The 25,459-nt window shown below is 72.3% G+C and carries 34 protein-coding genes; 20 read left to right on the top strand and 14 right to left on the bottom strand.

The features are described 5' to 3' along the window. Nucleotides 1-108 precede the first annotated feature (108 nt). The 4 genes from EP26_RS34730 to fabG all read left to right on the top strand — a co-directional run bounded on the left by EP26_RS34730 (nucleotide 109) and on the right by fabG (nucleotide 3,422). Nucleotides 109-858 carry a hypothetical protein gene (locus EP26_RS34730; RefSeq protein WP_052388992.1) on the top strand — a complete coding sequence of 250 codons (750 nt, stop codon included), beginning with the start codon at nucleotides 109-111 and terminating at the stop codon, nucleotides 856-858. A gap of 85 nt (nucleotides 859-943) precedes the next feature. Continuing rightward, nucleotides 944-1,903, top strand: coding sequence for an ACP S-malonyltransferase (gene fabD, locus EP26_RS09450; protein ID WP_043338041.1), 960 nt, complete (start codon nucleotides 944-946; stop codon nucleotides 1,901-1,903). A gap of 94 nt (nucleotides 1,904-1,997) precedes the next feature. Further along, nucleotides 1,998-2,651 (top strand): hypothetical protein, encoded by a 654-nt coding sequence (locus EP26_RS09445; protein WP_043338040.1) that lies wholly within the window; start codon nucleotides 1,998-2,000, stop codon nucleotides 2,649-2,651. A 30-nt stretch (nucleotides 2,652-2,681) separates the two neighbouring features. Continuing rightward, nucleotides 2,682-3,422, top strand: a complete 741-nt coding sequence (fabG, locus tag EP26_RS09440) for a 3-oxoacyl-[acyl-carrier-protein] reductase (RefSeq protein WP_043338038.1) — start codon at nucleotides 2,682-2,684, stop codon at nucleotides 3,420-3,422. Nucleotides 3,423-3,493: 71 nt separating this feature from the next. Here fabG and EP26_RS09435 read toward each other — a convergent pair whose 3' ends face one another. Further along, entirely contained in the window at nucleotides 3,494-4,465 is a 972-nt protein-coding gene (locus EP26_RS09435; RefSeq protein WP_043338036.1) for a Bug family tripartite tricarboxylate transporter substrate binding protein, read from the bottom strand. 168 nt (nucleotides 4,466-4,633) lie between these two features. On the opposite strand from EP26_RS09435, the gene EP26_RS09430 reads away from it, so the two are divergent. The 4 genes from EP26_RS09430 (at nucleotide 4,634) to mltG (ending at nucleotide 7,616) form a co-directional block, all read left to right on the top strand. Further along, nucleotides 4,634-4,873: a hypothetical protein gene (locus EP26_RS09430; protein ID WP_043338035.1), complete on the top strand. Its 240-nt coding sequence runs from the start codon at nucleotides 4,634-4,636 to the stop codon at nucleotides 4,871-4,873. Nucleotides 4,874-5,062: 189 nt separating this feature from the next. Then, nucleotides 5,063-5,299 carry an acyl carrier protein gene (locus EP26_RS09425; RefSeq protein WP_043338033.1) on the top strand — a complete coding sequence of 79 codons (237 nt, stop codon included), beginning with the start codon at nucleotides 5,063-5,065 and terminating at the stop codon, nucleotides 5,297-5,299. A 42-nt stretch (nucleotides 5,300-5,341) separates the two neighbouring features. After that, nucleotides 5,342-6,625: a beta-ketoacyl-ACP synthase II gene (gene fabF, locus EP26_RS09420; RefSeq protein ID WP_043338031.1), complete on the top strand. Its 1,284-nt coding sequence runs from the start codon at nucleotides 5,342-5,344 to the stop codon at nucleotides 6,623-6,625. Between the two features lie 7 nt (nucleotides 6,626-6,632). Continuing rightward, the gene (gene mltG, locus EP26_RS09415) at nucleotides 6,633-7,616 is read left to right on the top strand and encodes an endolytic transglycosylase MltG (RefSeq protein ID WP_245624349.1); all 984 of its coding nucleotides are present in this window, start codon (nucleotides 6,633-6,635) and stop codon (nucleotides 7,614-7,616) included. Between the two features lie 79 nt (nucleotides 7,617-7,695). Here the strand turns inward: mltG and EP26_RS34725 are convergent, their stop codons facing one another. Then, on the bottom strand, nucleotides 7,696-7,854 hold the full coding sequence (locus tag EP26_RS34725; protein WP_211259413.1) for a DUF6726 family protein: 159 nt from the start codon (nucleotides 7,852-7,854) through the stop codon (nucleotides 7,696-7,698). Between the two features lie 51 nt (nucleotides 7,855-7,905). Beyond that, entirely contained in the window at nucleotides 7,906-8,625 is a 720-nt protein-coding gene (locus tag EP26_RS09410; RefSeq protein WP_052388991.1) for an ABC transporter ATP-binding protein, read from the bottom strand. On the opposite strand from EP26_RS09410, the gene EP26_RS09405 reads away from it, so the two are divergent. The 6 genes from EP26_RS09405 (at nucleotide 8,615) to EP26_RS09380 (ending at nucleotide 12,093) form a co-directional block, all read left to right on the top strand. Continuing rightward, a complete protein-coding gene (locus EP26_RS09405; protein WP_245624348.1) occupies nucleotides 8,615-9,289 on the top strand; it encodes an arylesterase in 675 nt (224 codons plus the stop codon). The two genes, EP26_RS09410 and EP26_RS09405, sit on opposite strands and share 11 nt — an antisense overlap. 13 nt (nucleotides 9,290-9,302) lie before the next feature. Continuing rightward, nucleotides 9,303-9,842, top strand: coding sequence for an RNA 2',3'-cyclic phosphodiesterase (thpR, locus tag EP26_RS09400; protein WP_157033466.1), 540 nt, complete (start codon nucleotides 9,303-9,305; stop codon nucleotides 9,840-9,842). A 66-nt stretch (nucleotides 9,843-9,908) separates the two neighbouring features. Continuing rightward, nucleotides 9,909-10,262: a DUF2946 family protein gene (locus EP26_RS09395; RefSeq protein ID WP_043338029.1), complete on the top strand. Its 354-nt coding sequence runs from the start codon at nucleotides 9,909-9,911 to the stop codon at nucleotides 10,260-10,262. Between the two features lie 55 nt (nucleotides 10,263-10,317). Then, nucleotides 10,318-10,848, top strand: coding sequence for a YcnI family protein (locus EP26_RS09390; RefSeq protein ID WP_043338028.1), 531 nt, complete (start codon nucleotides 10,318-10,320; stop codon nucleotides 10,846-10,848). 34 nt (nucleotides 10,849-10,882) lie between these two features. Next, nucleotides 10,883-11,362: a copper chaperone PCu(A)C gene (locus tag EP26_RS36760; RefSeq protein ID WP_043338027.1), complete on the top strand. Its 480-nt coding sequence runs from the start codon at nucleotides 10,883-10,885 to the stop codon at nucleotides 11,360-11,362. Next, nucleotides 11,359-12,093, top strand: coding sequence for a trypsin-like serine protease (locus EP26_RS09380; protein WP_084112417.1), 735 nt, complete (start codon nucleotides 11,359-11,361; stop codon nucleotides 12,091-12,093). Before EP26_RS36760 ends, EP26_RS09380 begins: the two co-directional genes overlap by 4 nt. Here EP26_RS09380 and EP26_RS09375 read toward each other — a convergent pair. Then, on the bottom strand, nucleotides 12,090-12,482 hold the full coding sequence (locus EP26_RS09375) for a metallopeptidase family protein (RefSeq protein WP_043338024.1): 393 nt from the start codon (nucleotides 12,480-12,482) through the stop codon (nucleotides 12,090-12,092). The two genes, EP26_RS09380 and EP26_RS09375, sit on opposite strands and share 4 nt — an antisense overlap. 55 nt (nucleotides 12,483-12,537) lie before the next feature. Here EP26_RS09375 and EP26_RS09370 point away from each other — a divergent pair, with 55 nt between their 5' ends. Beyond that, nucleotides 12,538-12,852: a 4a-hydroxytetrahydrobiopterin dehydratase gene (locus EP26_RS09370; RefSeq protein ID WP_043338023.1), complete on the top strand. Its 315-nt coding sequence runs from the start codon at nucleotides 12,538-12,540 to the stop codon at nucleotides 12,850-12,852. On the opposite strand, the gene EP26_RS09365 is transcribed toward EP26_RS09370, so the two are convergent. Further along, entirely contained in the window at nucleotides 12,849-13,283 is a 435-nt protein-coding gene (locus EP26_RS09365) for an Rrf2 family transcriptional regulator (RefSeq protein WP_043338021.1), read from the bottom strand. The genes EP26_RS09370 and EP26_RS09365 overlap by 4 nt on opposite strands. A 126-nt stretch (nucleotides 13,284-13,409) precedes the next feature. Between EP26_RS09365 and EP26_RS09360 the strand changes: the two genes are divergently transcribed. Beyond that, the gene (locus EP26_RS09360) at nucleotides 13,410-13,871 is read left to right on the top strand and encodes an MmcB family DNA repair protein (protein WP_043338020.1); all 462 of its coding nucleotides are present in this window, start codon (nucleotides 13,410-13,412) and stop codon (nucleotides 13,869-13,871) included. Here the strand turns inward: EP26_RS09360 and EP26_RS09355 are convergent. Genes EP26_RS09355 through EP26_RS38085 form a run of 3 tightly spaced genes read right to left on the bottom strand, consistent with a single transcriptional unit; the run spans nucleotide 13,858 to nucleotide 16,168 of the window. Continuing rightward, nucleotides 13,858-14,316: a PaaI family thioesterase gene (locus EP26_RS09355; RefSeq protein WP_245624347.1), complete on the bottom strand. Its 459-nt coding sequence runs from the start codon at nucleotides 14,314-14,316 to the stop codon at nucleotides 13,858-13,860. The two genes, EP26_RS09360 and EP26_RS09355, sit on opposite strands and share 14 nt — an antisense overlap. After that, entirely contained in the window at nucleotides 14,313-15,179 is an 867-nt protein-coding gene (motA, locus tag EP26_RS09350; protein ID WP_043338017.1) for a flagellar motor stator protein MotA, read from the bottom strand. The genes EP26_RS09355 and motA overlap by 4 nt, the downstream gene beginning before the upstream one ends. After that, entirely contained in the window at nucleotides 15,176-16,168 is a 993-nt protein-coding gene (locus tag EP26_RS38085) for a flagellar motor protein MotB (RefSeq protein ID WP_211259412.1), read from the bottom strand. Before EP26_RS38085 ends, motA begins: the two co-directional genes overlap by 4 nt. Nucleotides 16,169-16,323: 155 nt before the next feature. On the opposite strand from EP26_RS38085, the gene EP26_RS09340 reads away from it, so the two are divergent. The 3 genes from EP26_RS09340 to EP26_RS09330 all read left to right on the top strand — a co-directional run bounded on the left by EP26_RS09340 (nucleotide 16,324) and on the right by EP26_RS09330 (nucleotide 19,134). Next, nucleotides 16,324-17,277, top strand: a complete 954-nt coding sequence (locus EP26_RS09340) for an ABC transporter permease (RefSeq protein WP_043338014.1) — start codon at nucleotides 16,324-16,326, stop codon at nucleotides 17,275-17,277. A 13-nt stretch (nucleotides 17,278-17,290) separates the two neighbouring features. Then, complete coding sequence (locus EP26_RS09335) at nucleotides 17,291-18,202, top strand: ABC transporter permease (RefSeq protein WP_043338013.1); 912 nt, start codon at nucleotides 17,291-17,293, stop codon at nucleotides 18,200-18,202. Nucleotides 18,203-18,375: 173 nt separating this feature from the next. Then, a complete protein-coding gene (locus tag EP26_RS09330) occupies nucleotides 18,376-19,134 on the top strand; it encodes a Crp/Fnr family transcriptional regulator (protein ID WP_052388989.1) in 759 nt (252 codons plus the stop codon). Nucleotides 19,135-19,149: 15 nt separating this feature from the next. Here EP26_RS09330 and EP26_RS09325 read toward each other — a convergent pair whose 3' ends face one another. Then, nucleotides 19,150-19,491, bottom strand: coding sequence for a cupin domain-containing protein (locus tag EP26_RS09325; protein WP_043338012.1), 342 nt, complete (start codon nucleotides 19,489-19,491; stop codon nucleotides 19,150-19,152). 25 nt (nucleotides 19,492-19,516) lie between these two features. Further along, entirely contained in the window at nucleotides 19,517-20,281 is a 765-nt protein-coding gene (locus tag EP26_RS09320) for a Crp/Fnr family transcriptional regulator (protein WP_043338011.1), read from the bottom strand. A gap of 166 nt (nucleotides 20,282-20,447) precedes the next feature. On the opposite strand from EP26_RS09320, the gene EP26_RS09315 reads away from it, so the two are divergent. After that, the gene (locus tag EP26_RS09315; protein WP_043338009.1) at nucleotides 20,448-21,599 is read left to right on the top strand and encodes an MFS transporter; all 1,152 of its coding nucleotides are present in this window, start codon (nucleotides 20,448-20,450) and stop codon (nucleotides 21,597-21,599) included. On the opposite strand, the gene EP26_RS09310 is transcribed toward EP26_RS09315, so the two are convergent. Genes EP26_RS09310 through EP26_RS09295 form a run of 4 tightly spaced genes read right to left on the bottom strand, consistent with a single transcriptional unit; the run spans nucleotide 21,565 to nucleotide 25,206 of the window. Further along, complete coding sequence (locus EP26_RS09310) at nucleotides 21,565-22,581, bottom strand: sulfate/molybdate ABC transporter ATP-binding protein (protein ID WP_043338008.1); 1,017 nt, start codon at nucleotides 22,579-22,581, stop codon at nucleotides 21,565-21,567. The genes EP26_RS09315 and EP26_RS09310 overlap by 35 nt on opposite strands. Then, complete coding sequence (cysW, locus tag EP26_RS09305) at nucleotides 22,578-23,387, bottom strand: sulfate ABC transporter permease subunit CysW (RefSeq protein WP_052388988.1); 810 nt, start codon at nucleotides 23,385-23,387, stop codon at nucleotides 22,578-22,580. Before cysW ends, EP26_RS09310 begins: the two co-directional genes overlap by 4 nt. After that, nucleotides 23,384-24,202 (bottom strand): sulfate ABC transporter permease subunit CysT, encoded by an 819-nt coding sequence (gene cysT / locus EP26_RS09300; protein ID WP_043338006.1) that lies wholly within the window; start codon nucleotides 24,200-24,202, stop codon nucleotides 23,384-23,386. The genes cysW and cysT overlap by 4 nt, the downstream gene beginning before the upstream one ends. Then, nucleotides 24,199-25,206 (bottom strand): sulfate ABC transporter substrate-binding protein, encoded by a 1,008-nt coding sequence (locus tag EP26_RS09295; RefSeq protein ID WP_043338005.1) that lies wholly within the window; start codon nucleotides 25,204-25,206, stop codon nucleotides 24,199-24,201. Before EP26_RS09295 ends, cysT begins: the two co-directional genes overlap by 4 nt. Nucleotides 25,207-25,459: the final 253 nt, after the last annotated feature.

The following is a 25,459-nucleotide window of genomic DNA, read 5'->3' as shown; positions in this document are numbered from 1 at the left end:
TGCCCCCTGCGGCGGAGAGGCTAGGCCATGCCAGGGCAGGATGACAAACACCCCCCATCGGCATTATGCAGCGCCACCCATCTCCCGACCCGGAACGGTGACCCGCCCTTGCCACGTCTTCCAAGCCTCTCCCTCCTCCTGCTGCTCGCCGCCTGCGGTGCCGACTACTCGCCGGACACCTACGCCACGCGCGCCGTCCAGCAGGCGAACAAGGTGGAGCAGGGGATGGTCGTCGGCCGGCGCGAGGTGAGCGTCACCGCCGAGGGCAGCACCGGCGCCGCGACCGGCGCCGCCGCCGGCGGCGTGCTCGGCGCCCAGGCGCCGGGCGGCGGCCTCGGCTCGGCGCTCGGCGGCGTCGGCGGCGCGCTACTCGGCGGTCTCATCGGCACCACGGCCGAGCATGTGGCGGGCGACACCAAGGCCTTCGAATACGTCGTCCGCACCACCGGCAAGAACGAGCTGATCTCGGTGACGCAGCGCGACCAGACGCCGCTCGTCGTCGGCCAGCGCGTGCTGGTCATCGCCGGCAACCAGGCCCGCATCGTCCCCGACTACACGACGGAGCCGCCCGCGACCCCGGCCGCCGCCGCCGCCTCGGCCGCCGCCGCCGCCCCGGCCCCGCAACCTCAGCCCGCCCGCACACCCACCCCCGCCGGTGACACCGCCGCCTTGCCGCCCGCGCCGCCTGCGCCGGTCGTCGTCCCGCCGCCGCCCGCCCCGCCCGCCGAAGCCGCCGCCGAACCCCCGCCCGCCGCCCCGGCGCAATCCGGCGCCACCCAGGCGGTGCAGAACGCGCTCACCTCCCAGCTCCCGCCCGTGGCCCAGGGCGTCGCCCGCGGTGTCGCGGCCTCCCCCTGAGCCCCGCCCCGGCTGGCGATTGACAGCCGTGTGACAGGCCGGTAGGCCCCGCCGCCTGTCGCGCACGCTCCGAGGAAACCGTCCCATGGCAATGGCCTTCGTCTTCCCTGGCCAGGGCAGCCAGGCCCCCGGCATGGGCCGCGACCTCGCCGCCGCCTTCCCCGCGGCCCGCGAGGTCTTCCAGGAAGTGGACGAGGCGCTGAAGCAGCACCTCTCCCGCCTGATGTTCGAGGGCCCGGCCGAGGAGCTCACCCTCACCGCCAATGCCCAGCCCGCGCTGATGGCCCATTCGGTGGCCGTGCTCCGCGTGCTGGAAGGGGAGGGGGGCTTCGAGCTCCCGGCCAAGGTCGCCCTCGTCGCCGGCCATTCCCTCGGCGAGTACAGCGCGCTCACCGCCGCCCGCGCCTTCGACCTCTCCACCGCCGCCCGCCTGCTCCGCCTCCGCGGCGAGGCGATGCAGAAGGCGACGCCGCCCGGCACCGGCGCCATGGCCGCACTCCTCGGCGCCGAGCTGGCCCAGGCCCAATCCATCTGCGACGCGGCGAAGGCCGACCCCGAGACCGGCGCCGAGGAGGTGGTCGAGATCGCCAACGACAATGGCGGCGGCCAGGTCGTCATCTCCGGCGCCAAGTCGGCGGTGGAGCGCGCCATCGCCGCCGCCCCCGGCCTCGGTGTCAAGCGCGCCCTGCCGCTCCCCGTCTCCGCCCCCTTCCATTGCGCGCTGATGGCCCCCGCCGCCGACGCCATGGCCACGGCCCTCGCCGAGGCGATGATCCAGGCCCCCCTCGTCCCGGTGATTGCCAACGTCACCGCCGCCAAGGCGACCGACCCGACCGAGATCCGCCGGCTGCTGGTCGAGCAGGTCACCGCCACCGTCCGCTGGCGCGACTGCGTCGCCAGCATGGCGGCGATGGGCTGCGACCGCTTCGTCGAGCTCGGCGCGGGCAAGGTGCTCACCGGCCTGATGAAGCGCAACGCCCCCGACGCCACCGCCACCGCCATCGGCAACCCCGCCGAGGTCGAGGCCTTCCTCAAGACGATCTGAACCCCCGCCGCCCCGATCACGCGGAACTCAATCGCGCAATCGTGGGCGTCGTGTTCAACCGTGGGGCGCAAAACCCCGCGAGGATTTCAAGCCGATGCCCGCCACCCCGGTGAACGAGGACTGGTACCGCAACAGCACCCTCCGCATGGAGGCCGAGGGCCACCAGTGGCGCGATGCCAACCACGGACCGCGCAAGACCCTCGACAGCGACCCGGACGAGGATGCCCCGGGCGGCTTCGCCTACAAGCGCAGTGGCGGCCTCATCGCCAAGCGCTGCGTGCAGCTGGCCGAGGACAACATGCTCTACCGCTTCGCCGCCCGCCGTTATCTCGGCACCGGCGGCCAAGCGCTGCTGCCGCTGCTGAACTCGCCCTGGTGGATGGAGGAGGACCGCATGGTGCTGCTCCTCTCCCGCGCCCGCACCGCCGGCATCACCCTGGTCGAGGCCGCCCGCCGCCAGCTTGCCCTGCCGCCCGCCTGGACCGATTGCGACATCATCGTCCGCGTCCGCCCGAAGCCCGGCATCCTCATCGCCGCCCATGCCGGGCCGGGCATGACGGCGGAAGGCGGCGGCCAGCGCTATGTCGTCGCCCAGGAAGCGCCGCACCTCTTCATCGACCAGCTCTACATCCCCGGCCTCGGCCGCCATTTCGCCCTGGGCGGCACCGGCGAGGCCAATGCCGCCGCCTGGTTCGACCTCAAGACCGCCGCCTCCTTCGACCCGGCCGCCCGTGGCCTGAACCCATGAGCGCCCTCAACCCATGATGGGAACCCCCGCATGTTCGACCTGACCGGCCGCACCGCCCTCGTCACCGGCGCGACGGGGGGCATCGGCGCCGCCACCGCCCGCGCGCTGCATGCCCGCGGCGCGAAGCTGGCGCTCACCGGCCGCCGCGCCGCGGAGCTGGAGGCGCTCGCTGCCGAGCTGGGCGGGGAGGGGGTTCTCGTCGCCCCCGCCGACCTCGCCGACCCGGCTGCCCCCGCGGCGCTGGTCGAGCAGGTCGAAGGCACGCTCGGCAGCCTCGACATCCTGGTGAACAATGCCGGCTTCACCCGCGACATGCTGGCGCTGCGCATGGGCGACGCCGACTGGGCCGCGGTGCTGGAGGTGGACCTGACCGCCCCCTTCCGCCTGGCGCGTGCGGCGCTCAGGGGGATGATGAAGCGCCGTCACGGCCGCATCGTCTCCATCGCCTCGATCGTCGGCGTCACCGGCAATGCCGGCCAGGCCAACTACGCCGCCGCCAAGGCCGGCCTCATCGGCATGAGCAAGTCCCTCGCGCAGGAGGTGGCGACCCGCGGCGTGACGGTGAACGTCGTCGCCCCCGGCTTCGTCAAGACCGCGATGACCGACGCCCTCCCCGAGGCCGCCCGCACCAAGCTGCTGGAGCGCATCCCCGCCGGCCGCATGGGCACGCCCGAGGATATCGGCGCTGCCGTCGTCTACCTCGCCAGCGCCGAGGCCGCCTGGGTCACCGGCCAGACGCTGCACGTCAACGGCGGCATGGCGATGATCTGACCGGGGCAGGGGGCTTTTGTTTGATCGCATGATTCACGCCTCCGGCCGTTCCAGCCTCCGGCGATCATGCTCTAGTCGACCACCGCCCCCGCCGCCTTGACGACCCCGGCCCAGAAGGAGATCTCGCGCCGGATGAAGGCGCCGAACTCCTCGGGCGAGGGCGAGGTCACGACCTGCAGCCCCTCGCCGGCCAGCTTCGCCACGACGCCCTGCTGGCCCAGCGCCCGGCGCGTCGCCTCGAAGAGCCGCGTCACCATCGGCGCCGGCAGCCGCGCCGGCCCCCACATCCCCCACCAGCCTCCGATATCGAGTTCCGGCAGGCCGGCCTCCTCCGTCCCGATCACCTCGGGGATGATGGGGAAGGGGCGGCGGGTGGTGAGCGAAAGCCCCCGCAACTGCCCGGAGCGGATGAAGGGCAGCACCACGGGCGGAGTGCCGATGGTGAGCGGCACGTCGCCGGCCAGCACCGCCTGCACCGCCGGCGCGCCGCCGCGGAAGGGCACATGGGTCAGCTCGATGCCCGCCACCTTCTCCAGCATGGCGCCTGCGAGATGCGACGGGGTGCCATTGCCCGGCGTGGCATAGGCCAGGCGCCCCGGCTCGGCCCGCGCCCGCTCGATCAGCCCGCGGAGGGAGGTGATGCCGGTCGCGGGCGAGACGGTGATGATCGTCGGATAATCGGCGATCTCGGTGATCGGCGTGAAATCGGCGATGGGGTCGAAGGGCACGCGTCGGTAGAGGGCCGGGTTGACCGCATGGCTGAAATTGCCGCCGATCAGCAGGTTCGTGCCGTCCGGCTCGCTGCGGGCCACGTATTCGGTGGCGATGTTGCTGCCCGCGCCGGGCCGGTTGTCCACGACCACCGCCTGGCCCAGCTCCCGCCCGACCGCCTCGCCGAGCACCCGCGCCACTAAGTCGCCGGACCCGCCCGGCGGGAAGCCGACGACGAAGCGGATCGGCCGGCCCGGCTGCGCCCGCGATGGGGCGGGCGCGAGCGCGGCCACCCCGCTGCCGATCAGGAACGCCCGGCGAGGGATCGACATGCCGCTTCCTCCTTGGGCCCGCGAGGGGCCGTTCTTGCTTGTGCCGAAGACTAAACCGCGCAACGCGCCCCGGCGCCAGCCGGCCCCGGCCCATCGCTTTTTGTTGCGCCGCCGCCCGAGCAACCCGAGACTGGCTGGCCCGCTTCAGCCGCAGCAGCCGAGGCAGCGATGGTGCGTCTCACTCCGCCCCGACTTTCGCCGGATTCCCTGGTCGGGCCCTGGCCGGACGGCCCCTGGTGGCTGCTCGGCGCCGCGGCGCTCGCCGCCCCCTTCGCCGTCCTCGCCCAGGGCGCCGACATGCACCTGGCGATCGCCGCCGGCCTCGCCTGCCTCGCCTCGCCCACGGCCGCGGTTGAGGCGATGATGGGCATCGCCCGCCTGACCCAGCTGGCTGCCCCGCCCCGCTGATGCTGCACCGCGTCATCCCTTTCGGTAACACGGAAGACAGCAAAGGGACTTGCCAGCTTCGCCAACACCGCCTACGCCCCCTCCGGGTTCCGCGTTGACCACCTCCCGCCCCCGTGCGGCACGCCGCGATTCCGGGCATGGGCTGGTCGACGCCAGGGGCATGGCTGTTGATTTGGAGACTGGCACGCGATGAGCGAGACCGCCGAGAAGGTTAAGAAAATTGTCGTCGAGCACCTCGGCGTGGACGAGGCCAAGGTGACCGAGGACGCCTCCTTCATCGACGACCTGGGCGCCGACAGCCTCGACACCGTCGAGCTGGTGATGGCCTTCGAGGAGGCTTTCGGCGTGGAAATCCCGGACGATGCGGCCGAGAAGATCACCACGGTGAAGGACGCCATCGCCTATATCGACGGCCAGAAGGGCTGAGGCCCTTCTCCGACACGACCAAGACCGGGAAGAGGGTGTAGCGTGTTCGCACAGGCTGCCGCGCCGCGGCGCGTTGTCGTCACCGGCATGGGCATCGCCAGCCCGCTCGGCCTCGGCGTCGAGCGGGTCTGGAAGCGCCTCATCGAGGGGCAGAGCGGCATCGCCGCCATCCAGTCCTTCGACGTGAAGGACCTGCCGGCCAAGATCGCCGGCCAGGTCCCCGTCGGGACCAGGGCCGAAGGCGGGCTCGACCTCGCCGAATGGATCCCGGTCAAGGACCAGAAGAAGATGGACCGCTTCATCCAGCTCGCCGTCGTGGCGGCGGTGGAGGCGGTCGAGGATTCCGGCTGGATGCCGGAGGATGAGGAGGGCCGCTGCGCCACCGGCGTGATGATCGGCTCCGGCATCGGTGGCCTCACGACCATCTACGAGAGCTCGCAGCTCATCGCCCAGGGCAAGGGCAAGCGCGTCTCGCCATTCTTCATCCCGAGCGCGCTGATCAACCTCGCCTCCGGCCATGTCTCCATCCGCTACGGCTTCAAGGGCCCGAACCATGCGGTGGTGACGGCCTGCGCCACCGGCGTGCACGCCCTCGGCGACGCCGCCCGGCTGATCGCCTTCGGCGATGCCGATGTCATGGTCGCCGGCGGCGCCGAGGCCGCGGTCAGCGAGATCGGCATGGCCGGCTTCTGTGCCTCCCGCGCCCTCTCCACCGCCTACAACGACACCCCGACCGAGGCCTCCCGCCCCTGGGACGAGGGCCGTGATGGCTTCGTCATGGGCGAGGGCGCCGGCGTCGTCGTGCTTGAGGAGTACGAGCACGCGAAGAAGCGCGGCGCGAAGATCTATGCCGAGGTCATCGGCTACGGCATGTCGGGCGACGCCCACCACATCACCGCCCCGTCCGACACCGGCGACGGCGCCTTCCGCTCCATGCGCGCCGCGCTGAAGAGCGCCGGCGTCACCCCGGGCGAGGTGCAATACGTCAACGCCCACGGCACCTCGACGCCGCTCGGCGACGACCTCGAGCTCGGCGCGGTGGAGCGGCTCTGGGGCGACGATGCTCGTGGCCTGGCGATGTCCTCGACCAAGTCCGCCATCGGCCACCTGCTCGGCGCGGCCGGCGCCGTGGAGGGCATCTTCTCCATCCTCGCCATCCGCGACGGCATCGCCCCGCCGACGCTGAACCTCGAGAAGCCCTCGAAGGACAGCCCGATCGACCGGGTCGCCAAGGTGGCGCAGGAGCGGAAGATCGACGTGGCGCTGTCGAACAGCTTCGGCTTCGGCGGCACCAACGCCAGCATCGTCTTCCGCGCGGCGCCCTAAGGAGGGATTGCTGAGGCGGGCCTTCCGCATCGCCGGGGCGGCGCTCGCCGCCCTGGTCCTCCTCGCGGCGGGTGGCGCCGGCTGGGCCTGGCATCACTACCGGGCCCCCGGCCCGCTGGTTGAACAGGCTCAGCTCGTCATCCCCCGCGGCGGGACGGAGGCCATCGCCGCCGCCCTCCGCCGCGCCGGGGTGATCGACGAGCCCCGCCTCTTCACCCTCGCCACCCTGGCCACGCGCGATGATGGCCCGCTCCGCGCCGCCGAATTCGCCTTCCCGCCCGGCGCCTCCATGGCGCAGGTGCTCGACATCCTCCGCAATGCCCGCCCGGTGCAGCGCCGCGTGACGATCCCCGAGGGCCTCACCGCCCGCCAGATCGCCGCCATCCTCACCCGCACCGAGGGCCTCACCGGCGACCTCCCGGCCTTCGCCGAGGGCGCCGTCCTCCCCGAGACCTACGCCTACCAGTTCGGCGACGGCCGCGCTGCGCTGCTCCGCCGCGCCGAGGCCGCCATGCTCCAGGCGCTCTCCGAGGCCTGGTCCTCCCGCGCCGAGGGCCTGCCGCTGGCGACCCCGCGCGAGGCGCTGGTCCTCGCCAGCATCGTCGAGCGCGAGACCTCGGTGGCGGAGGAGCGACCGCGCATCGCCGCCGTCTTCCTCAACCGCCTCCGCGCCGGGATGCCGCTGCAATCGGACCCGACCGTCGCCTATGCCGCCGCCGACGGCGCCCCGCTCGACCGCCCGCTGAGCCGCGCCGACCTCGACCGCGACCACCCCTTCAACACCTACAGGGTGAAGGGCCTGCCGCCCGCCCCGATCGCCGCCCCCGGCCTCGCCGCGCTGCGCGCCGTGACCCGGCCCGCGGCGAGCGACGACCTCTACTTCGTCGCCGATGGCAGCGGCGGCCACGCCTTCGCCCGCACGCTCGACGAGCACAACCGCAACGTCGCCCGCTGGCGCGAGATCGAGCGGCGGCGCGGCGCCGGGCTATGAGGGCATGTCGAGGAGGGCGCCGCCCTCTTCGAGCTCCTCCCGCCAAGGGCCGAGAGGCCCTTGGAACCCTCACGTCGGCTCAGTCGATGACGTCGCCCACGGCATGCACCGGTGCCCCGAGCGGCTTGCCCACCACCGGCACGACCGAGATCACATCCCCCGCCACCCGGAAGGGCAGCGCCACCAGCCCGCAGCCGGACAGCGAGAGCGCCGCCAGCATCAGCATCACCACACGCATCGGCGTCCTCCTTCTCCGTTCGCCGCCCGAACGCATCATTCTGCGCACCGTTCAGCCCGCCTGAATCAGCCCGTCCTCCATCCTGACCACCCGGTCGCACCGCCCGGCCAGCACCGGGTCATGGGTGATCAGCAGCAGCGTCGTCCCGAGCCGCGCCCTGAGCCCGAAAAGCAGATCCATCACCTGCGCCCCCGTCCCCCGGTCGAGATTGCCCGTCGGCTCGTCCGCCAGCAGCAGCGGCGGCTCGGCGACCGTCGCCCTGGCCAGCGCCACCCGCTGCTGCTCGCCGCCCGACATCTCCCCCGGGTAGTGCCCGAGCCGATGCCCGAGCCCCACAGCCTGCAGGGCTTCCGTGGCGCGGGCGAAGGCATCCCGCCGCCCGGCGAATTCCAGCGGCACCGCGACATTCTCGAGCGCCGTCATGGTCGGGATCAGGTGGAAGGCCTGGAACACGATCCCGATGGTCTCCCGCCGGAAGCGCGCCAGCGCGTCCTCGTCCATTCGCCCCGGCTCCCGCCCGGCGACGACGAGGCTGCCGGATGTAGGCCGCTCCAGCCCCGCCAGCAGCATCAGCAGCGAGGTCTTGCCCGAGCCGGAGGGGCCGACCAGCCCCACCACCTCGCCCTTCCCGATGCTGAGATCGACCCCGCGGAGGATGTTGACCGCACCGGCCGCCCCCGCCACCTTGAAGGTCAGGCCCCTGGCGGTGATGAGCGAGTCGTCCGATCTGTCGTCGGTCAGGGAGCGGGAGTGGCTTGCGATGGTGTCCATGGTGCCATGCGGGTTCCGGGATGCCAGCCGATATGGGCGCAGAAGCGCCATCGGCCTAGCTCTATCGGGTATCGGAGTATTACGGGCGCGTGCGGCTGGTCCCATCCGCCTGCTCGCCCTCGGCGACAGCCTGACCGCCGGCTACGGCCTCGCCCCCGGTGAGGGCTTCGTCCCCCGCCTGCAAGCCGCCCTCGAAGCCCGTGGCCGCCAGGTGAAGGTGATCGACGGCGGCGTCTCCGGCGACACCACGGCCGGCGGCCTCGCCCGGCTCGACTGGGCGCTGGCCGACAATCCCCAGGCCGCGATCGTCGAGCTCGGCGGCAATGACGGCCTCCGCGGCCTGCCCCCCGCCGAGACCCGCCGCAACCTCGCCGCCATCCTCGACCGCTTGGCCGCCCGCCGCATCCCGGTGCTGCTCTCCGGCATGCTCGCCCCGCCCAATCTTGGCGCCGAGTACGGCCGGGAATTCCAGGCCGTCTTCCACGACCTCGCCCGCGAGCGCCCCGGCCTCGTCTTCGACCCTTTCTTCCTCGAAGGCATCGCCGGCGACGCCGGCCTGAACCAGGCCGACGGCATCCACCCCAACTCGCGCGGCGTAGAACGTCTGGTCGCCCGCATCCTGCCCGCGGTCGAGGCCCTACTGGACCGAGTCACCCCTGGCTGAAGGAGTGTCCCCGATGATCCGCCTCTTCGTCGCCCTGGCCCTGCCGCCCGCCATCAAGGACCAGCTCGCCGACCTCGCGGGGGGCATCCCCGGCGCCCGCTGGGTGCCGCCCGAGAACTACCACCTGACGCTCCGCTTCATCGGCGAGGTCGAATCCTGGCAGGCCCAGGACGTGGACGACGCCCTCGCCAATATCCGCGCCCGCCCCTTCGAGCTCTCGCTCCGGGGCATGGGCACCTTCGAGAAGGCCGGCCGCATCAGCGCCCTCTGGGTCGGCGTCGAGAAGACTGAGGCGCTCGCCTTCCTCCAGGCCAAGGTCGAGACCGCGCTCCAGCGCGTCGGCCTCGAGCCCGAGCGCAAGCGCTTCGCCCCGCATGTCACGCTGGCCCGCACCGACCGCGCCGCGCCCGACAAGCTGATCCAGTTCGTCCAGGCGCATAACCTGTTCCGCGCCCCGCCCGTCCCGGTCGAGAGCTTCACCCTCTATTCCAGCCTGCTCGGCAAGGAGCAGGCCTTCTACGTCCCCGAGGTCGAATACGCGCTCGCGGCTTGAGCCGGGAAGGGGAGGGACGGCGGCTCCGGATCGACTTCCGCGCCCGCCCCCGCTAGGCTCCGCCCGGTGAACCGCCGGCTGTCCTTCCTGCTGCTCGCCGCCCTGCTGCTGCAGGCGGTCCTCGCCCCGGCGCAGGGGCTGGCGATGGCGCGCCACGGCTTCGCCCTCGAGATCTGCACCGCCGACGGGCTGAAGACGATCCACCAGCAGCCCGATGGCGCCCCGGCCGAGCCGGGCCATGCCGGCGCCTGCCTCGCCTGCCATGCCCTGCCGGCCGGCGCCGCGCTCGACCCGCCGCCGCTGCCCGCCCCGGCCTGGACCAACCTCGCCGCGCCCCCGCCCGCGCTCCCCGCCGGCCGCCTGCCACCCGGCATCCGCGGCCCGCCCGGCGGTGCCCGCGCCCCACCGCCCGTCTCCTGATCCGCCGCCGCGGCCGCCCCCGGCCGCGCCCGTCCCCGATCCAGGAGAACCCCGCATGCGCCTCGCCCCAATGGCCGCCCTGCTCATGGCCGCCGCAATATTCCCCGCCTTCGCCCATGTCACACTCGACCCGCCCCAGGCCCCGGCCGGCAGCTATGTCCGCACCGCCTTCCGCGTGCCGCATGGCTGCTCCGGTGCCGCGACCGAGCGCCTCACCCTCCGCCTGCCGGAGGATGTCTTCTCCGCCCGTCCCATGCCGAAGCCCGGCTGGCGCCTCACCATCACCCGCCGCACACTGGACGAGCCGGCCCCGAACGGCCATGGCGGCCAGCGCAGCGAGGTGGTCAGCGAGATCACCTGGGAGGGCGGCCCGCTGCCCGACGACCAGTATGAGGAGTTCGTGGTGATGGTGCAGGCCCCGGCCGTGGCGGGCCGGCGGGCCTACTTCCCCGTGACGCAATCCTGCACCGGCGGCGCCACCGCCGCCTGGGCCGAGGTGCCGGACGCCGCCCACCCCGCCGACAGCCTCCGCCTGCCGGCCCCTTCGCTCCTCCTCCTCCCCGCCCGCAGTGCCGGCGCCCACTGAGATGCGCCCCGCCCTCGCGTCAAAGGACACCGCCATGCCCATCCTCCGCCGCACCCTGCTGGCCCTCGCCCTTGCCCTTGCCCCCTGGGCCCCCCTCCCGGCCCTCGCGCATGACGCCACCATCGGCGACATCCAGGTGACGCAGCCCTGGTCCCGCGCCGCCGGGGTGAACGGCACCGGCGCCGGCTTCCTCACCATCCGCAACACCGGCACCCAGCCCGACCGCCTGCTCTCCGCCACCTCGGCGGTCGCCCGCAATGTCGAGCTGCACACCCATGTCCGCGACGGCGAGGTGATGCGCATGCGCGAGGCGACGGGCGGTATCCCCATCCCCCCCGGCGGCACCGTTACCCTCCAACCCGGTGGCTTCCACGTCATGCTGATCGGGCTGAAGGAGGCGCTGGCCGCCGGCAGCGAGGTCCCGCTCACCCTCCGCTTCGAGCGGGCGGGCGAGGCGCAGGTGATGCTGCATGTCGGCGCCGCCGGCGCCCGCGGCCCGGCGCACCAGCACTGAGGCAGGCGCTCGTCCTCGTCCTCGTCCTCGCCCTGCTCCTGGCCGGGCCGGCCGCGGCGCAACCCGCCCAAGGCCCCGTCCTCCGCCCCGGCATCGGCGAGGCCGACCCGCGCCGCCCGGTCAACCTGGAGGACGCCCCCTGGCGCGCCCTCGCCCGCGTCCAGCTCGAGATCGGCGGTCGCTGCACCGGCGCGCTGATCGGCCCGCGCCAGATGCTGACGGCCGCCCATTGCCTGGTCGCCCCGCGCAGCCGCGCCTTCGTCCAGCCCGGCACCATCCATGTCCTGCTCGGCTATGACCGCGGCGCCGCCCGCGGCCATGCCCGCGCCATCGCCTACCGAACCGGCCCCGGCTTCGACCCGGCGCGGGGCGGCCCCGCCTCATCCGACTGGGCGATCCTCACCCTCGACGCGCCCCTCGGCACCCCCGACCGCATCCTGCCCCTGCTGCCGGCCACGCCCGCCCCCCGCGCTCCGCTGATGCTCGGCGGCTACCAGCAGGACCGGCCGGAGGTGATCCTCGCCGACACCGCATGCCGCCTCATCGGCCGCTCATCGGACGGCCCCCGCACGATGCTGATCCACGACTGCGCCGGCACCCGCGGCAGCAGCGGCGCCCCGCTGCTCTCCCGCGGCCCCGACAGCGCCTGGGCCATCGCCGGCATCGCCTCCCGCGTCGCCGGCGCCGCAGCCCTCGGCGCCGCCGTCCCGGCCGCCGCGATCAGGCCCTAACCTTCCTTCTCCAGCCGGTCGATATCCGCATCCGACAGGCCGAAATGATGCCCGATCTCATGGATCAGCACGTTCCGCACCAGGCCGAACAGGTCCTCCCCCGTCTCGATCCACTCCAGCAGGATCGGCTCGCGGTAGAGCAGGATCGTGTCGGGCTCCGCTGGCGTGTCGAGCACGCTTTTTTGCGTCAGCGGCACGCCGCGGTAGAGGCCGGTCAGCTCCCAGGGCTCCTCGATCCCCATCTCGTCCAGCGTCTCGTCATCCGGCATGTCCTCGACGATGATCGCGGTGCCGCGCACCTGCTCGCGCAGGGCGACGGGCATGGCGGCGAGGGCCTGCTCGGCCAGTTCCAGGATATCCTCGAGGCTCGGCGGGGTGCTGTGGCGCATCCCCCTAGCGGAAGCCCATGCCGCCCCCAGGTCAACCCGCCAGGAGATGACAGTGATGGTCGAACCCCTCGACGCCGCCGCCCGCGCCACCCTGCCCACGACCCTGCCCGCCTGGCAGGCCGTAGAAGGCCGTGACGCCATCCGCCGCGAATTCCGCTTCCGCGACTTCTCCGAGGCCTGGGGCTTCATGGCCCGTGTCGCCCTGCTGGCCGAGGCGCAGGACCACCACCCGGAATGGTCGAATGTCTGGAACCGGGTCGAGATCCTGCTGACCACCCATGACGCCGGCGGCCTCTCCGACCGCGACCTGCGCCTCGCCCGCTCTATCGACGCGCTGCTCCAGACTGAAACCGGTCGGAGCTCGCCTTAATCGGCCGCCTCGGCCGTCTCCTGCCGCGCCGCCCGAACGAGGTCGGCGAGCGAGGTCTGGCCGAAATCGGCCAGCATCGTTCCCTCCGCCTCGTCGAACCGCCGCCGCAGCAGCGGCGGGATGCGCTGGCCAAGCGGGCAGGCCTGTGGACTCCGCCGGTGCACGCGCAGCATCGCCTCCGAGGCCGGGTGAATTGCCCGCCAGACATCCTTGAGGCTGATCGCCTCCGCCGGCCGGGTGAGCGTCGCCCCGCCCGGCCCCCGTTGCACGGTAATGAGCCCCGCCCGCGACAGCTGCCCGGCGATGCGCCGGACCACGACGGGGTTGGTGCCGATGCTCGCCGCCAGACGCAGGCTGGTCGCTCCGCCCGGGGGATCGCTGGCGACGATGATGAGGATATGGAGGCCGACGGAGAAGCGAGTCGCTATCATGATTTATCATTGGGTAGGGCAGGCCGGCCCGGGTCGCCGGGGCCCTTTTCATCGTTTCGCTGACACCGGAGCCGTAAATTTGTGACCATTCTCCCATCAACGCCGGAACTTGCCGCGGGATGCACCTTGGCGCCTGCGGAACGCACCGGCCTGGTCTGCCGCGCCGCCCAACGCTTCTGCGCCCTGCGAGGCTGGTCGACCTTGGCTGAGATGCCCCTGCCGAATGGCCGCCGCGCCGACCTGCTGGCCCTGCTGCCCGATGGCGGCTTCGCCATCGTCGAGGTGAAGTCCTGCGCCCGCGACTTCCTGTCCGACCAGAAATGGCCCGACTACCGGGAATACAGCGACCGGCTCTACTTCGCAGTCGATCTCGACTTCCCCCAGGACCTGCTGCCCGAGGATGCCGGCCTCCTCGTGGCCGACGGGCTGGAGATGGCCGAACTTCGCCCCGCCCCGGCCCATCCGCTGGCGCCTGCCCGCCGCCGCGCCCTGCTGCATCGCTTCGCCATGCTCGCCGCCGAACGCCTCTCGGCCCTGACCGACCCCGCCGGCCGCGCCGAACGCCGCGCCGCGCTCAGGGTTGAATAGGCACGCCTTCGGGGTCCCCGCTCCCCGCGCGATACCGATGGGTGGAGGCGCCGAAGGCCACCATCCGCCCCTCCGCATCGAAGACCTCGGTGCGGGCGAAGAAGACATTGCGCCCGCCCGTCACCACCCGCCCCTCGGCGACCAGCCTGCCGCCGATCGCCGCCTGCCCGGTGAAGCGGCAATCGAGGTCGAGCGTCACCGCCCGCCGCACCCGCCCGGGTGTGGCGCAGTAGAGCCCGGCGAAAGCCGCCGCCTGGTCGATCATCGACAGCAGCAGCCCGCCATGCACGATGCCCGAGCGGTTGGCATGGAAGGGCGCCGTCTCGCAGACCAGCCGCGCATAGCCCTCCCGCCATTCCTCGACCGTGATGCCGAGATGCTGGTGATAGGGCGAATGCGTGGTGTCCATGCCCGCACGGATGCCCGCGCCGCCTATCCCGGTCAAGCGATCTGCACCTCCTGCAGCGCGGCCTCCAGCTCCTGGAAGCTCGGCATGGAATGGCTCGGCGCCGTCTTCCGCCCGGCTTCCACCGCCACCTGCGGCGCATTGCCATGCAGATGGGCCACGATGACGGCGCGGATCACCTCGTAGAATTTGCACTCCTCCTCGACCACGCTCTTCAGCCGCGCCGCCATCGGCCCCATCATTCCATAGGCCAGCAGGATGCCAAGGAAGGTGCCGACCAGCGCGCCGCCGATCATCCCGCCCAGCACCGCGGGCGGCTGGTCGATGCTCGCCATGGTCTTGATGACGCCGAGCACCGCGGCGACGATGCCGAGCGCCGGCAGCGCATCGGCGATGGCCTGCATGGCATGTGCCGCGTGCAGCTCCTCATTCGCCACCTTCTTGAGCTCCCGCGCCATGATGTCCTCGATCTGGTGCGGGTCGTCGGCATTCATGCCGACCATGCGCAGGTAGTCGCAGATCATGGTGGTGGCGACCTTGTCGGCCGCGATCTTGGGGAATTTCTGGAAGGCGGCGCTCTCCTCCGGCTTCTCGATATGCGGCTCCAGCGCCATGGCGCCCTTCTGCTGGGCGAGCCGGACGAAGAAGTAGAGCAGCGCGAGGAGGTCGGAGTACTCGGGCTTGTGGAAGCGCGCGCCCTTGATGATCTTCCCGAAGCCGCCGAGCACATGCTTGATGCCGTGCATGCTGTTCGACATGACGAAGGAGCCGACGGCGGCGCCGCCGATCATCATCATCTCGTAGGGCAGCGAGTGCAGGATGATGCCGAACTTGCCGCCCGCGATGATGTAGCCGCCGAACACCATGCCCAGCAGGAAGACGAAGCCGCCGATCGTCGTCATCGCGCGGCGCTCTCCGGCAGCTGCCGCAGCAGGGTGATGGCGACGCGCCGGTTCGCCGCATTGGTCGGCTCGCCCGGAAGCAGCAGCTCGCGCTCCGCATGGCCCGCGACGCTCTGCAGCCTGCCCTCGGCGATGCCGCCCTCCACCATCAGCCGCCGCACCGCATTCGCCCGCTCGGCCGACAGCTCCCAGTTGCTTCGCTCGCCGCCGCGGAAGGGCGTCGCATCCGTATGCCCGGCGATGGCGAGCCCGTTCGGCAGCCGTGCCGCCACCCGCACCACCGCCTGCATCAGCGCCCGCGCCCGCTCGTTCGGCGCCGCGCTGCCGGTCGCGAACATCGGCCTCCGCTCGGCATCGAGGAGCTGGATGCGCAACCCCTCCGGCACCTGCTCGACCACGAGCTGCCGCGCCAGCTCCGCCAGCGCCGGGTCGTCGCGCACCGCGGCGCGGATATCCTCCGCCGCCCGCTCCAGCGCCACCCGCTCCCGCCGCGCCAGCTCCTCGCGCAGCGCCGCGTCGGGGATGGCGGCCGGGTCGGGCCGCTCGGCATGCGGCACCTCCTCCTGGTCCGGCCGCTGGGGAAGGGGCACCGAGGACGGCGCCGCCGGCGTCTCGCCATCATCCTCGATGTCGAGGGTGACGGGCGCCTGCCCCCGCTCCACCCTGATCGCGCCGTTGTTGGAGACCGAGGCCCCCTCGGCATGCGGCGTCCTGCCGCCGAAGGGCTGGCCGCTGCCCGAATTGGCCCGCGCCAGCACGTTGTTCGGCGAGAAGAAGTCGGCGAGGCCGCGCCGCTGCTCCTCCGAGGTCGCGTTGATCAGCCACATCAGCAGGAAGAACGCCATCATCGCCGTGACGAAATCGGCATAGGCGACCTTCCAGGCACCGCCATGATGGCCGTGCTCGCCGCTCTCCTCCTTGCGGATGACGATGGTGACGCCGCCCTTGTTGCCCTTGCCCGCCATGCCCTGCCGCTCCGATCGCGGCACTCTCGCCCATCCCCCTTAATTTCCGCCTAAGCCCGCCCCGTGGGCATTCTGCACCCTCCCTGGGCAGCCGCCGACCGCAGCGGCCCCGCCGAGCCCCGCCTTGCCCTGGCACGCGCCTTGCCTCGCATCCCGGCCGAAGACCCGGGAACCACCGAATGATCCTCTACCTGGCGCGACGCATCGTCTACGCGATCCCGATCGCGCTCGCCGTCGGCTTCGTCTGCTTCATGCTCGTGCAGATCGCGCCCGGCGACCCGATCAACGCCATCGTCCCGCCCGACGCCCCGGCCGACGTGGTCGAGCAGGTCCGCAAGGATTACGGCCTCGACAAGCCGCTGCCCGTGCAATTCGGCCTCTGGCTCTCGAAGGTCGTGGTCGGCGACCTCGGCCGCTCGCTCGCCACCGGCCGCCCCGTCTGGGCCGATCTCCGCACCGCCATCGGCAACACGCTGATGCTCGCCTTCTGCGCCTCCGGCCTCGGTTTCATCCTCGGCTGCATCCTGGGGGGGCTCGCCGGCACCTTCCGCGGCTCCGCCATCGACCGCGGCGCGACGGGCATCGCCGTCGCCGGCGTCTCCGTCCCGCATTACTGGCTCGGGATGGTGATGGTCGTGATCTTCTCCGTCCAGCTCAACTGGCTGCCGGCGATGGGCGCCGGCCCCGGCGGCTCCTCCGACTGGGGCTGGGACTGGGAGCACATCAAGCACCTCGTCCTGCCGACCATCACCCTCTCGGTCATCCCGATGGGCATCGTCACGCGCACAGTGCGCGGCATCGTCGCCGAGATCATGAACCAGGAATTCATCACCGCGCTGCGCGGCAAGGGGATGACGCGCGGCGGCATCTTCCTGCACGTCATCAAGAACGCCGCGCCCAACGCGCTGGCGGTGATGGGCCTCCAGCTCGGCTACCTGATGGGCGGCTCCATCCTGGTCGAGACCGTCTTCTCCTGGCCGGGCACGGGCCTGCTGCTGAACAGCGCCATCTTCCAGCGCGACCTGCCCGTCCTCCAGGGGACGATCCTGGTCCTGGCGATGTTCTTCGTCGCCCTGAACCTGCTGGTCGACCTCGTCCAGACCGCCCTCGACCCCCGCATCAAGCGCGCCTGAGGAGGGCCACGCGATGAGCACCGCCACGACGCCCACCGCCGCCGAGGCGGAACTCGCCGTCCAGGCCCGCCAGGCCCCCGTCCGCTCGCAAGGCTACTGGGCCGGCGTCTTCAAGCGCGTCCGCCGCGACCCGGTGACGATCGCCTGCGCCGCCATCCTGCTGCTGATGCTGCTGGCCATCGTCTTCGCCCCGCTGCTGGCGCCGCACGACCCCTACCAGGGCAGCATGATCCGCCGCCTGCGCGGCATCGGCACGCCAAACTACCCGCTCGGCACCGACGAGCTCGGCCGCGACATCGTCACCCGCCTGCTCTATGGCGGCCGCCTTTCCTGGTTCATGGGCATCGTGCCCGTCGCCTTCGCCTTCGTCATCGGCACCACCCTCGGCGTGACGGCCGGCTTCATGGGCGGCCGCGTGAACATGGCGATCATGCGCGTCACCGACGTCTTCTACGCCTTCCCCTCGGTGCTGCTGGCGGTGGCCATCTCCGGCGCGCTGGGGGCGGGCATCTTCAACGCCATCATCTCGCTGACGCTGGTCTTCGTGCCCCAGATCATCCGCGTGGCGGAGAGCGTGACGCAGGGCGTCCGCAGCCTCGACTTCGTCGACGCGGCGCGCGCCTCCGGCGCCTCGGGCTTCACCATCGTCCGCGTCCACGTCCTCGGCAATGTGCTCGGCCCGATCTTCGTCTATGCCACGGGCCTCATCAGCGTCTGCATGATCCTCTCCTCCGGCCTCAGCTTCCTCGGCCTCGGCACCAAGCCGCCCGAGCCGGAATGGGGGCTGATGCTGAACACGCTGCGCACCGCCATCTACGTCCAGCCCTGGGTCGCGGTCCTCCCTGGCGCCTGCATCTTCGTCACCTCCATCTGCTTCAACCTGCTCAGCGACGGGCTGCGCCAGGCGATGGACGTGAAGGGGTAAGGACGGAACAAGCCTCGGGCGGATCGATTAACCCGACCGGGGCCCGCCCTAACCTGCTATAATGCGGTTCCGGACATGCCCGCCTAGAAGCGGACATGTCGGCGCCCTCGGAGAAGGGATGGGTGGCGGCCGGATGCCGCCCTCCATGGCGCCATCCTCCAAAGGAGCGCGCCATGCCGAATGCCGCTGGATGGTCTTTCCTTTCGAACACGTCGATTCCGTTTGGCATCCCGCCGCCGCTGAACCGGCTGCTCGCCACGCTGGCGCGGCATGAATTCGCCGCGCTGCGGCCGCTTCTCACCCCGGTCCCGCTGGCCGCCGGCCAGCTCCTGCTCTCGCCCGGCGAGGCGATCGAGCATGTGGTCTTCCCCGAACGCGGCGTGCTCACGGTCACGGCCGATACCGGCGCCGACGATGCGGGCATCGAGGTCGCCATGATCGGCCCGGACGGCATGGCCGGCACCGCCAGCCTGCTCGGCCCGCACGTCACCGCCTTCCACCAGATCCGGGTGCAGGTGCCCGGCACGGCGCTCCGCATGCCGGCCGAGGCCTTCCGCCGCCACCTGGAGACGGTGCCGGCCTTCCGCGGGCAATGCCTGACCTATGCCGAGGCCTTCTTCGCCCAGGCCTCGCAGACCGGCGCCTGCGGCGGCCGGCATCGGGTGGCCGAGCGCTGCGCCGCCTGGCTTCTCAGGATGCACGACCGGACCGATGGGCCGGACCTCCCGCTCACGCACGAGGCCATCGCGGCGGCGCTCGGCGTCCGCCGGGCCGGCGTCACCGTCGCCATGGGCGAGCTGCAGGATGCCGGCCTCGTCCGCAGCGGCAAGGGCCACACCACGGTGCTCGACCAGGCCGGCCTCGAGGACGCCGCCTGCGGCTGCTACCGGCTGGTGCGCGACCGCTGCGACGCGCTGTTCCGCTGCAACTGACGCCGGCGGCGGCGCTCAGCCTGCCAAGCCGGCCTCGCGCCGCATCGCCGAGATCCGCCAGACCCTGATCCCGGCCTCCAGCCGCTCGAACCGGTGCGGCTGGCCACCTGGCACGAAGATCACGTCGCCGGCGGTGCATTCCAGCGCCTCCCCGTCATGGTGCAGCACGCCATAGCCCGAGGCGACGACATAGACGGTGTCGCCGGGCAGGCCGTCCGCCTGCACCGTGCCCGCCTCCTCCAGCCCGCAGACCTCGAGGGTGCAGCCCGCCTCGCCGGCGGTGCACAGCTCCCGCAGGTTCCTCATCTCGGCGAGGGCGGTCAGGTTGAGCGGCTTCCGCCGTCCGGGGATGGCCATGGGCGTGCATGTCCTTTCCGTCCTGTCAGATCAGGCCCTTGAGCCGCCGGCCGACCTCGCTCTCCGGCTCGTCCTTGGCCCGGTCGAGATGCAGGTAGCTGGCCTCGTACTCCGCCGCCCGCCGCAGCCCCGCCGGGTCCGTCACCGTCCAGCGCCGCCCCTCGGCGACGATCAGCCCCTCCTCCCGCAGCCGTTGCAGCATGCGGTTGACATGGACGGGCGTGAGGCCCGTCGCATCGGCGAGGTCCGTCTGCGTCACCGGGAAGTCGAAGCCCGTATCGCCGACGACGCCCACCGCCCGCAGCCGCAGCAGGATTTCGTAGATGAGGAAGGCGATGCGCGAATAGGCGTCGCGCCGCCCCACATCGATGATGCGCTCGCGCAGCACCCCTTCGTCCTGCAGCGTGTTCCACCAGAAGGCCAGCGCGATCCCGGGCCGGCTGAGCAGCAGCTCCTGCATGGTCTCGCCGGGGATGGCGGCGATCACGCTCGGCGCCAGCGTGCCGATGCTGTGGTCCATCGCCTTGAGGATGAAGATCTCCGCATCGCAGGGATCGCCCGGCACGAGGAAAGCCATGATCTGCCGGCCGCCATTCGCCAGGATCTTGTAGCGGCAGGCGAGGCCGCTCATGACGATATGGATGTCGGGCGAATGCTCGCCCTCGCGGATGACATCCTCCCGCGCCCCGAGCCGCTGCTGCCGGCCGCTGGTGAGGTCCTCGAGCAGCCGCCGGTCCTCGTCGGGGAGGCGCCTGAACTGCTCCAGCTTCATGACGAGTGGGTTGTCCATGCGCCGCCTCCCTACCGGTCGCCACCTCGCGGCAGCCGATGACAACGCGGCGAGCGCCGCATGTTTGCGCCCACGCACGGAACTTCCCCGGACCTCAACGCGAGACACCAACAAGAACAACAGTCATCCTATTGTCTAATCATCCGGCCGGACGCAGCCTCGCCGCATGGACTCCCCTGCCGCCGACCGCGCCTCCCGCGACGCCTCCATCGCCCTCGGCCTGACCCTGCCGACCGACACCGTCCTCTATCTGCTGCTGCCGCTCCACGCCGCCACCTTCGGCGTCACCTTCGCCGAGGCCGGCCTGCTGCTCGCCGCCAACCGCCTGGTCCGCATCGCCGGCTATGGCTGGATCGCCCGGCTCTACGAGCAGCGCGGCCCGCGCATCGCCTGCACCCTCGCCGTGCTCGGCGCGGCACTCTCCTCGCTCGGCTACGCCCTGCTGCCCGGCCTCTGGTGGCTGCTGGCGGCCCGGCTGCTCTGGGGCCTCTCCTTCGCCGCGCTGAACATCGCGACCCAGGCCCTCGCCACCGCCGAGCCGCGCGGCGCCGCCCGCCGCAGCGGCCGCTCCCGCGCCATCATCGCCACCGGCCCGATGATCGGCCTCGTCGCCGGCGCCCTCATCGCCGAGGCCTACGGCCCCCACCTCGTCTTCCTCCTGCTCGCCGCCATCGCCCTCGGCGCCTTGCCCTTCGCCCTCCGCCTCCCCGGCGGCCATGGCGAGCCGGTGCGCGGCGCCCCGCGCTTCGGCCTGCCGGCGCGGATCGATGTCTGGTCCTTCGTGCAGGGCATGGCGCTCGACGGCGTCTTCGTCCTCGGCCTCTCGGTCCTCGCCGCACTCGCGCTCGGCGGGGCAGGGCAGGGGGCGGCGCTGGCCGCCGGCCTGGCGCTCGCCCTCCGCTACGCCTCCGAGATCGCTCTCGGCCCCGCCGGCGGCGCGCTGGCCGACCGCTTCGGCGCCGCGCGGATGCTGATCCTGCTCTCCGCCGCCTCCGCCCTGGCGCTCGCCGCCATCGGCATCGGCGGCCCCGGCCTCTGGATCGGCGCCTTGCTCGTCGTCCTGCTGCGCGGCCTGCTCCAGCCCCTCCCGGCCCCCGTCGTCGCCGCCCGGAACCCGGGCGCCGAGCGCGTCCCGGCGCTGGCCCGCCTCGCCACTTGGCGCGACCTCGGCGCCGGTGCCGGGCCCTTGGCGGCCGGCCTGCTGCTGCCGATCCTGCCGCCCGCCCTGGTCTACGGCCTGACCGGCCTCGCCCTGTTGCTTGCCGCCGTGGCCCTGCCCGGCCTCAGGCGGGAAACACCCGCGCCGCAAGCACCGTGATGCGACAGGCCTCGCCCCGCCGCGGCACCCAGCCCGGCGCGGGCGTCGCCTCGAGCAGCATCGCCCCCACCTCCACCGTCAGCCGCACGCCCCGCCCATCCTGCCGCGCCGCCACGACGCGCGCCCCGCCATCGCCCGACTCCGCCAGCAGGTCGGCCGGCCGGAGGAAGGCGACCGCCTTCCCCTCCGCGACGCCCTCGACGGCGACGGGCGGCAACCCCTCGAACCAGGCCCGCCCCTCTCGCACCACGCAATCGACCGGCACCGCATCGCCGAGGAACCCCGCCACCCCCGCATCCGCCGGCGCCGCCAGCAGCGCCTCCGGCGTGTCGAATTGAACGACGCGCCCGTCGCGCATCACCGCCACCCGGTCGGCCAGCTCCAGCGCCTCGTCCTGGTCATGGGTGACGAAGAGGCTCGTCAGCCCCAGCCGGTCATGCAGCCCGCGCAGCCAGTGCCGAAGCTCCTTCCGCACCTTGGCATCCAGCGCCCCGAAGGGCTCGTCCAGCAGCAGCACCCGCGGCTCGATGGCCAGCGCCCGGGCGAGGGCCACCCTCTGCCGCTGCCCGCCCGAGAGCTGGTCGGGGTACCGCCCTCCCATCCCCGACAGCCGCACCAGCGCCAGCAACTCCTCCACCCGCCGAGCGATCTCGGCGCGCCCCGGCCGTACCCTTCGCGGCTTGATCCTGAGCCCGAAGGCGATGTTCTCGAACACCGTCATGTGCCGGAACAGCGCATAATTCTGGAAGACGAACCCGACCCGCCGCTCCCGCGCCGGCACGGCGGCCATGTCCCGCCCCTCGACCAGCACCTGCCCCGCCTCCGGGAATTCCAGCCCCGCAAGGCTCCGCAGCAGCGTCGTCTTCCCGCTCCCCGACGCCCCCAGCAGCGCGACGAATTCCCCCGCGCGCAGGGCGAGATCCACCCCGTCCAGCGCCGCCACCCCGCCATATCGCAGCCGAAGCCCCCGGACCTCGATCACCCCGCCCGCTCCAGCATCGCCTTGGCGGCCAGCGTCACCAGCGCCAGCAGCGCGAGCAGCCCCGCCACCGCGAAGGCCGCGACGAATTGGTACTCGTTGTAGAGGATCTCGACATGCAGCGGCATCGTGTTGGTCTCCCCCCTGACATGCCCTGAGACGACCGACACCGCCCCGAATTCCCCCATCGCCCGCGCATTGCAGAGCAGCACGCCCGACAGCAAGGCCCATCGGATATTCGGCAGCGTCACATGCAGGAACATCCGCCACCCACCGGCCCCAAGTGTCGCCGCCGCCTCCTCCTCCGTCCGCCCCTGGTCCTGCATCAGCGGGATCAGCGTCCGCGCCACGAAGGGGAAGGTGACGAAGATCGTCGCCAGCACGATCCCCGGCAGGGCGAAGACAACCTGCACCCCCCGCTCCTCGAGCCAGGGCCCGAGCCACCCCTGCGCCCCGAAGACCAGCACATAGACGAGCCCCGAAATCACCGGCGACACCGAGAAGGGCAGCTCGATCAGCACCATCAGCAGCCGCCGGCCGGGGAAGTCGAATTTGGCGATCGCCCAGGCCGCCGCCACCCCGCCCACCAGGTTGACCGGCACCGCGATCGCCGCGACCAGCAGGGTGAGCCGGACCGCCGCCAGCGCATCCGGATCGCTAAGTGACTTAGCGACCGGCCCCCACCCCCGCCGGAAAGCCTCGGCAAACACCGCCACCAGCGGCAGCACCAGGAACAGCACGGCAACCCCCACCGCCGCCAGGCACAACACCCAGCGCAGCCAGGGCGCCTCCTCGGTCGGCCGCCTCAAGCGACACCCCGCCGCAGCCGCCGCTGCATCAGCCCGAACACCACGAGAAAGGCGAAGGACAGCACCAGCATCGCCAGCCCCAGCGCCGCCGCCCCGGCATAATCATACTGCTCCAGCCGGGCGACGATCAGCAGCGGCGCGATCTCGCTCTCCATCGGCCGGTTCCCGGCGATGAAGATCACGCTGCCATACTCCCCGACGGCGCGCGCGAAGGCGAGCGCCACCCCCGAGACCAGCGCCGGCCCCAGCGCCGGCAGCACCACAAGCCGCCAGGCCTGCCACCGCGTCGCCCCCAGCACGGCGGCGGCCTCCTCCGCCTCCGGCCCCAGGTCGCGCAGCACCGGCTCCACCATCCGCACGACGAAGGGCAACCCGACGAAAGCCAGCGCCACGGCGACCCCGAGCGGCGTGAAAGCCACCTTCACCCCCATCTCCGCCAGCGGCGCCCCCAGCCACCCGTTCGGCGCATAGAGGGCGGTCAACGCCAGCCCGGCGACGGCTGTCGGCAACGCGAAGGGCAGGTCGATCGCCGCATCCAGCACCCGCCGCCCGGGGAAGCGGTACCGCACCACCACCCAGGCGATCAGCAGCCCGAGCGGCAGGTCGACCAGCGCCGCCCCCAGCGCCGCCCCGAAGGACAGGCCGAGCGCCGCCACCACCCGCGGCTCCGTCACGCTCGCCCAGACGCCGGCCACCCCCAGCTCCCAGGGCCGCAGCATCAGCGCCGCCAGCGGCACCAGCACGATCAGCCCCAGCCACAGCCAGGTGATGCCGAGCGCCAGGCCGAGCCCCGGCAGCGCCGAGCGCCGCCTCATCGCCCCGGCTGGTACAGCCGGTCGAAGCTGCCCCCATCGGCGAAATGCGCCCGCTGTGCCTCCGCCCAGCCGCCGAACTCGGCATCCACCGTCACCAGCGGCAGGTCGGGGAAGGTGGCCCGCGCCGCCGCCAGCGCCGCCCGGTCGCGTGGCCGGTAATGGTGCTTCGCCGCCAGCGCCTGCGCCTCGGGCGAGTAGAGATGCTCCAGATAGGCCTCCGCCACCGCCCGCGTCCCACGCCTGTCGACATTGCGGTCGACCACGGCCACCGGCGGCTCGGCGAGGATGGAGAGGCTCGGCACCACGATCTCGAACTGCCCCTCGCCGAATTCCGCGAAGGCCAGATGCGCCTCGTTCTCCCAGGCCAGCAGCACGTCGCCCTGCGCCCGCTGCGCGAAGCTGGTCGTCGAGCCGCGCGCCCCGGCATCGAGCACCGGCACGTTGCGCAGCAGCCGCCCCAGATACTCCGCCGCCCCCGCATCGCCTCCGGCATTGCGCCGCGCCCAGGCCCAGGCCGCCAGGTAATTCCACCGCGCCCCGCCGGAGGTCTTCGGGTTGGGCGTGATGACGCCCACCCCCGGCTTCACCAGGTCGCCCCACTCGCGAATGCCCTTCGGGTTGCCCTTCCTGACGAGGAACAGGATGGTGCTGGTATAGGGCGCGCTGTTCTCCGGCAGCCGCCGCTGCCAGTCCGGCGCGATCAGCCCGCGCTCGGCGATGGCGTCGATGTCATAGGCCAGGGCCAGCGTGACGACATCCGCCGCCAACCCGTCGATCACCGCCCGCGCCTGCCGCCCCGACCCGCCATGCGAGGTGTTCACCCGCACGGCCTGGCCCGACTTCTCCCGCCACCACTGCGCGAAGGCGCCATTATAGGCCCGGTAGAATTCCCGCGTCGGGTCGTAGCTGACATTCAGCAGCGGCCCTCCGCCCTGCGCCCGCGCCGGCGCGGCGAGCCCCAGGGCGAGGCCGGGCAGGGACCGGCGGGCAAGACGGACGGACATGGCGGCCTCCGGCTGACATCTGGCCCATGATTAACAATCCCTGATCGGTAAATTCAACCGGCTTCTGTCGGGTTGAACGCTTCAACGTGACGGAATCATCCTTGCGTCCCGTCGTGCAATGTCCATTATATCCATCATGGATCGTGGATAATCGCCATGGCCGACAGGATGAAGCGTGGAATGCAATGGGGCCGAAGCCAGGGATGCGGACGAATGCGCTGTCGACCCTGACGCGCACCCATTCCTCACCCTT

Source organism: Belnapia moabensis DSM 16746, from assembly GCF_000745835.1.
GTDB lineage: Bacteria > Pseudomonadota > Alphaproteobacteria > Acetobacterales > Acetobacteraceae > Belnapia > Belnapia moabensis.
The sequence above is the reverse complement of the archived record's forward strand: the minus strand, read 5'-3'. Positions and strand labels throughout refer to the sequence as shown.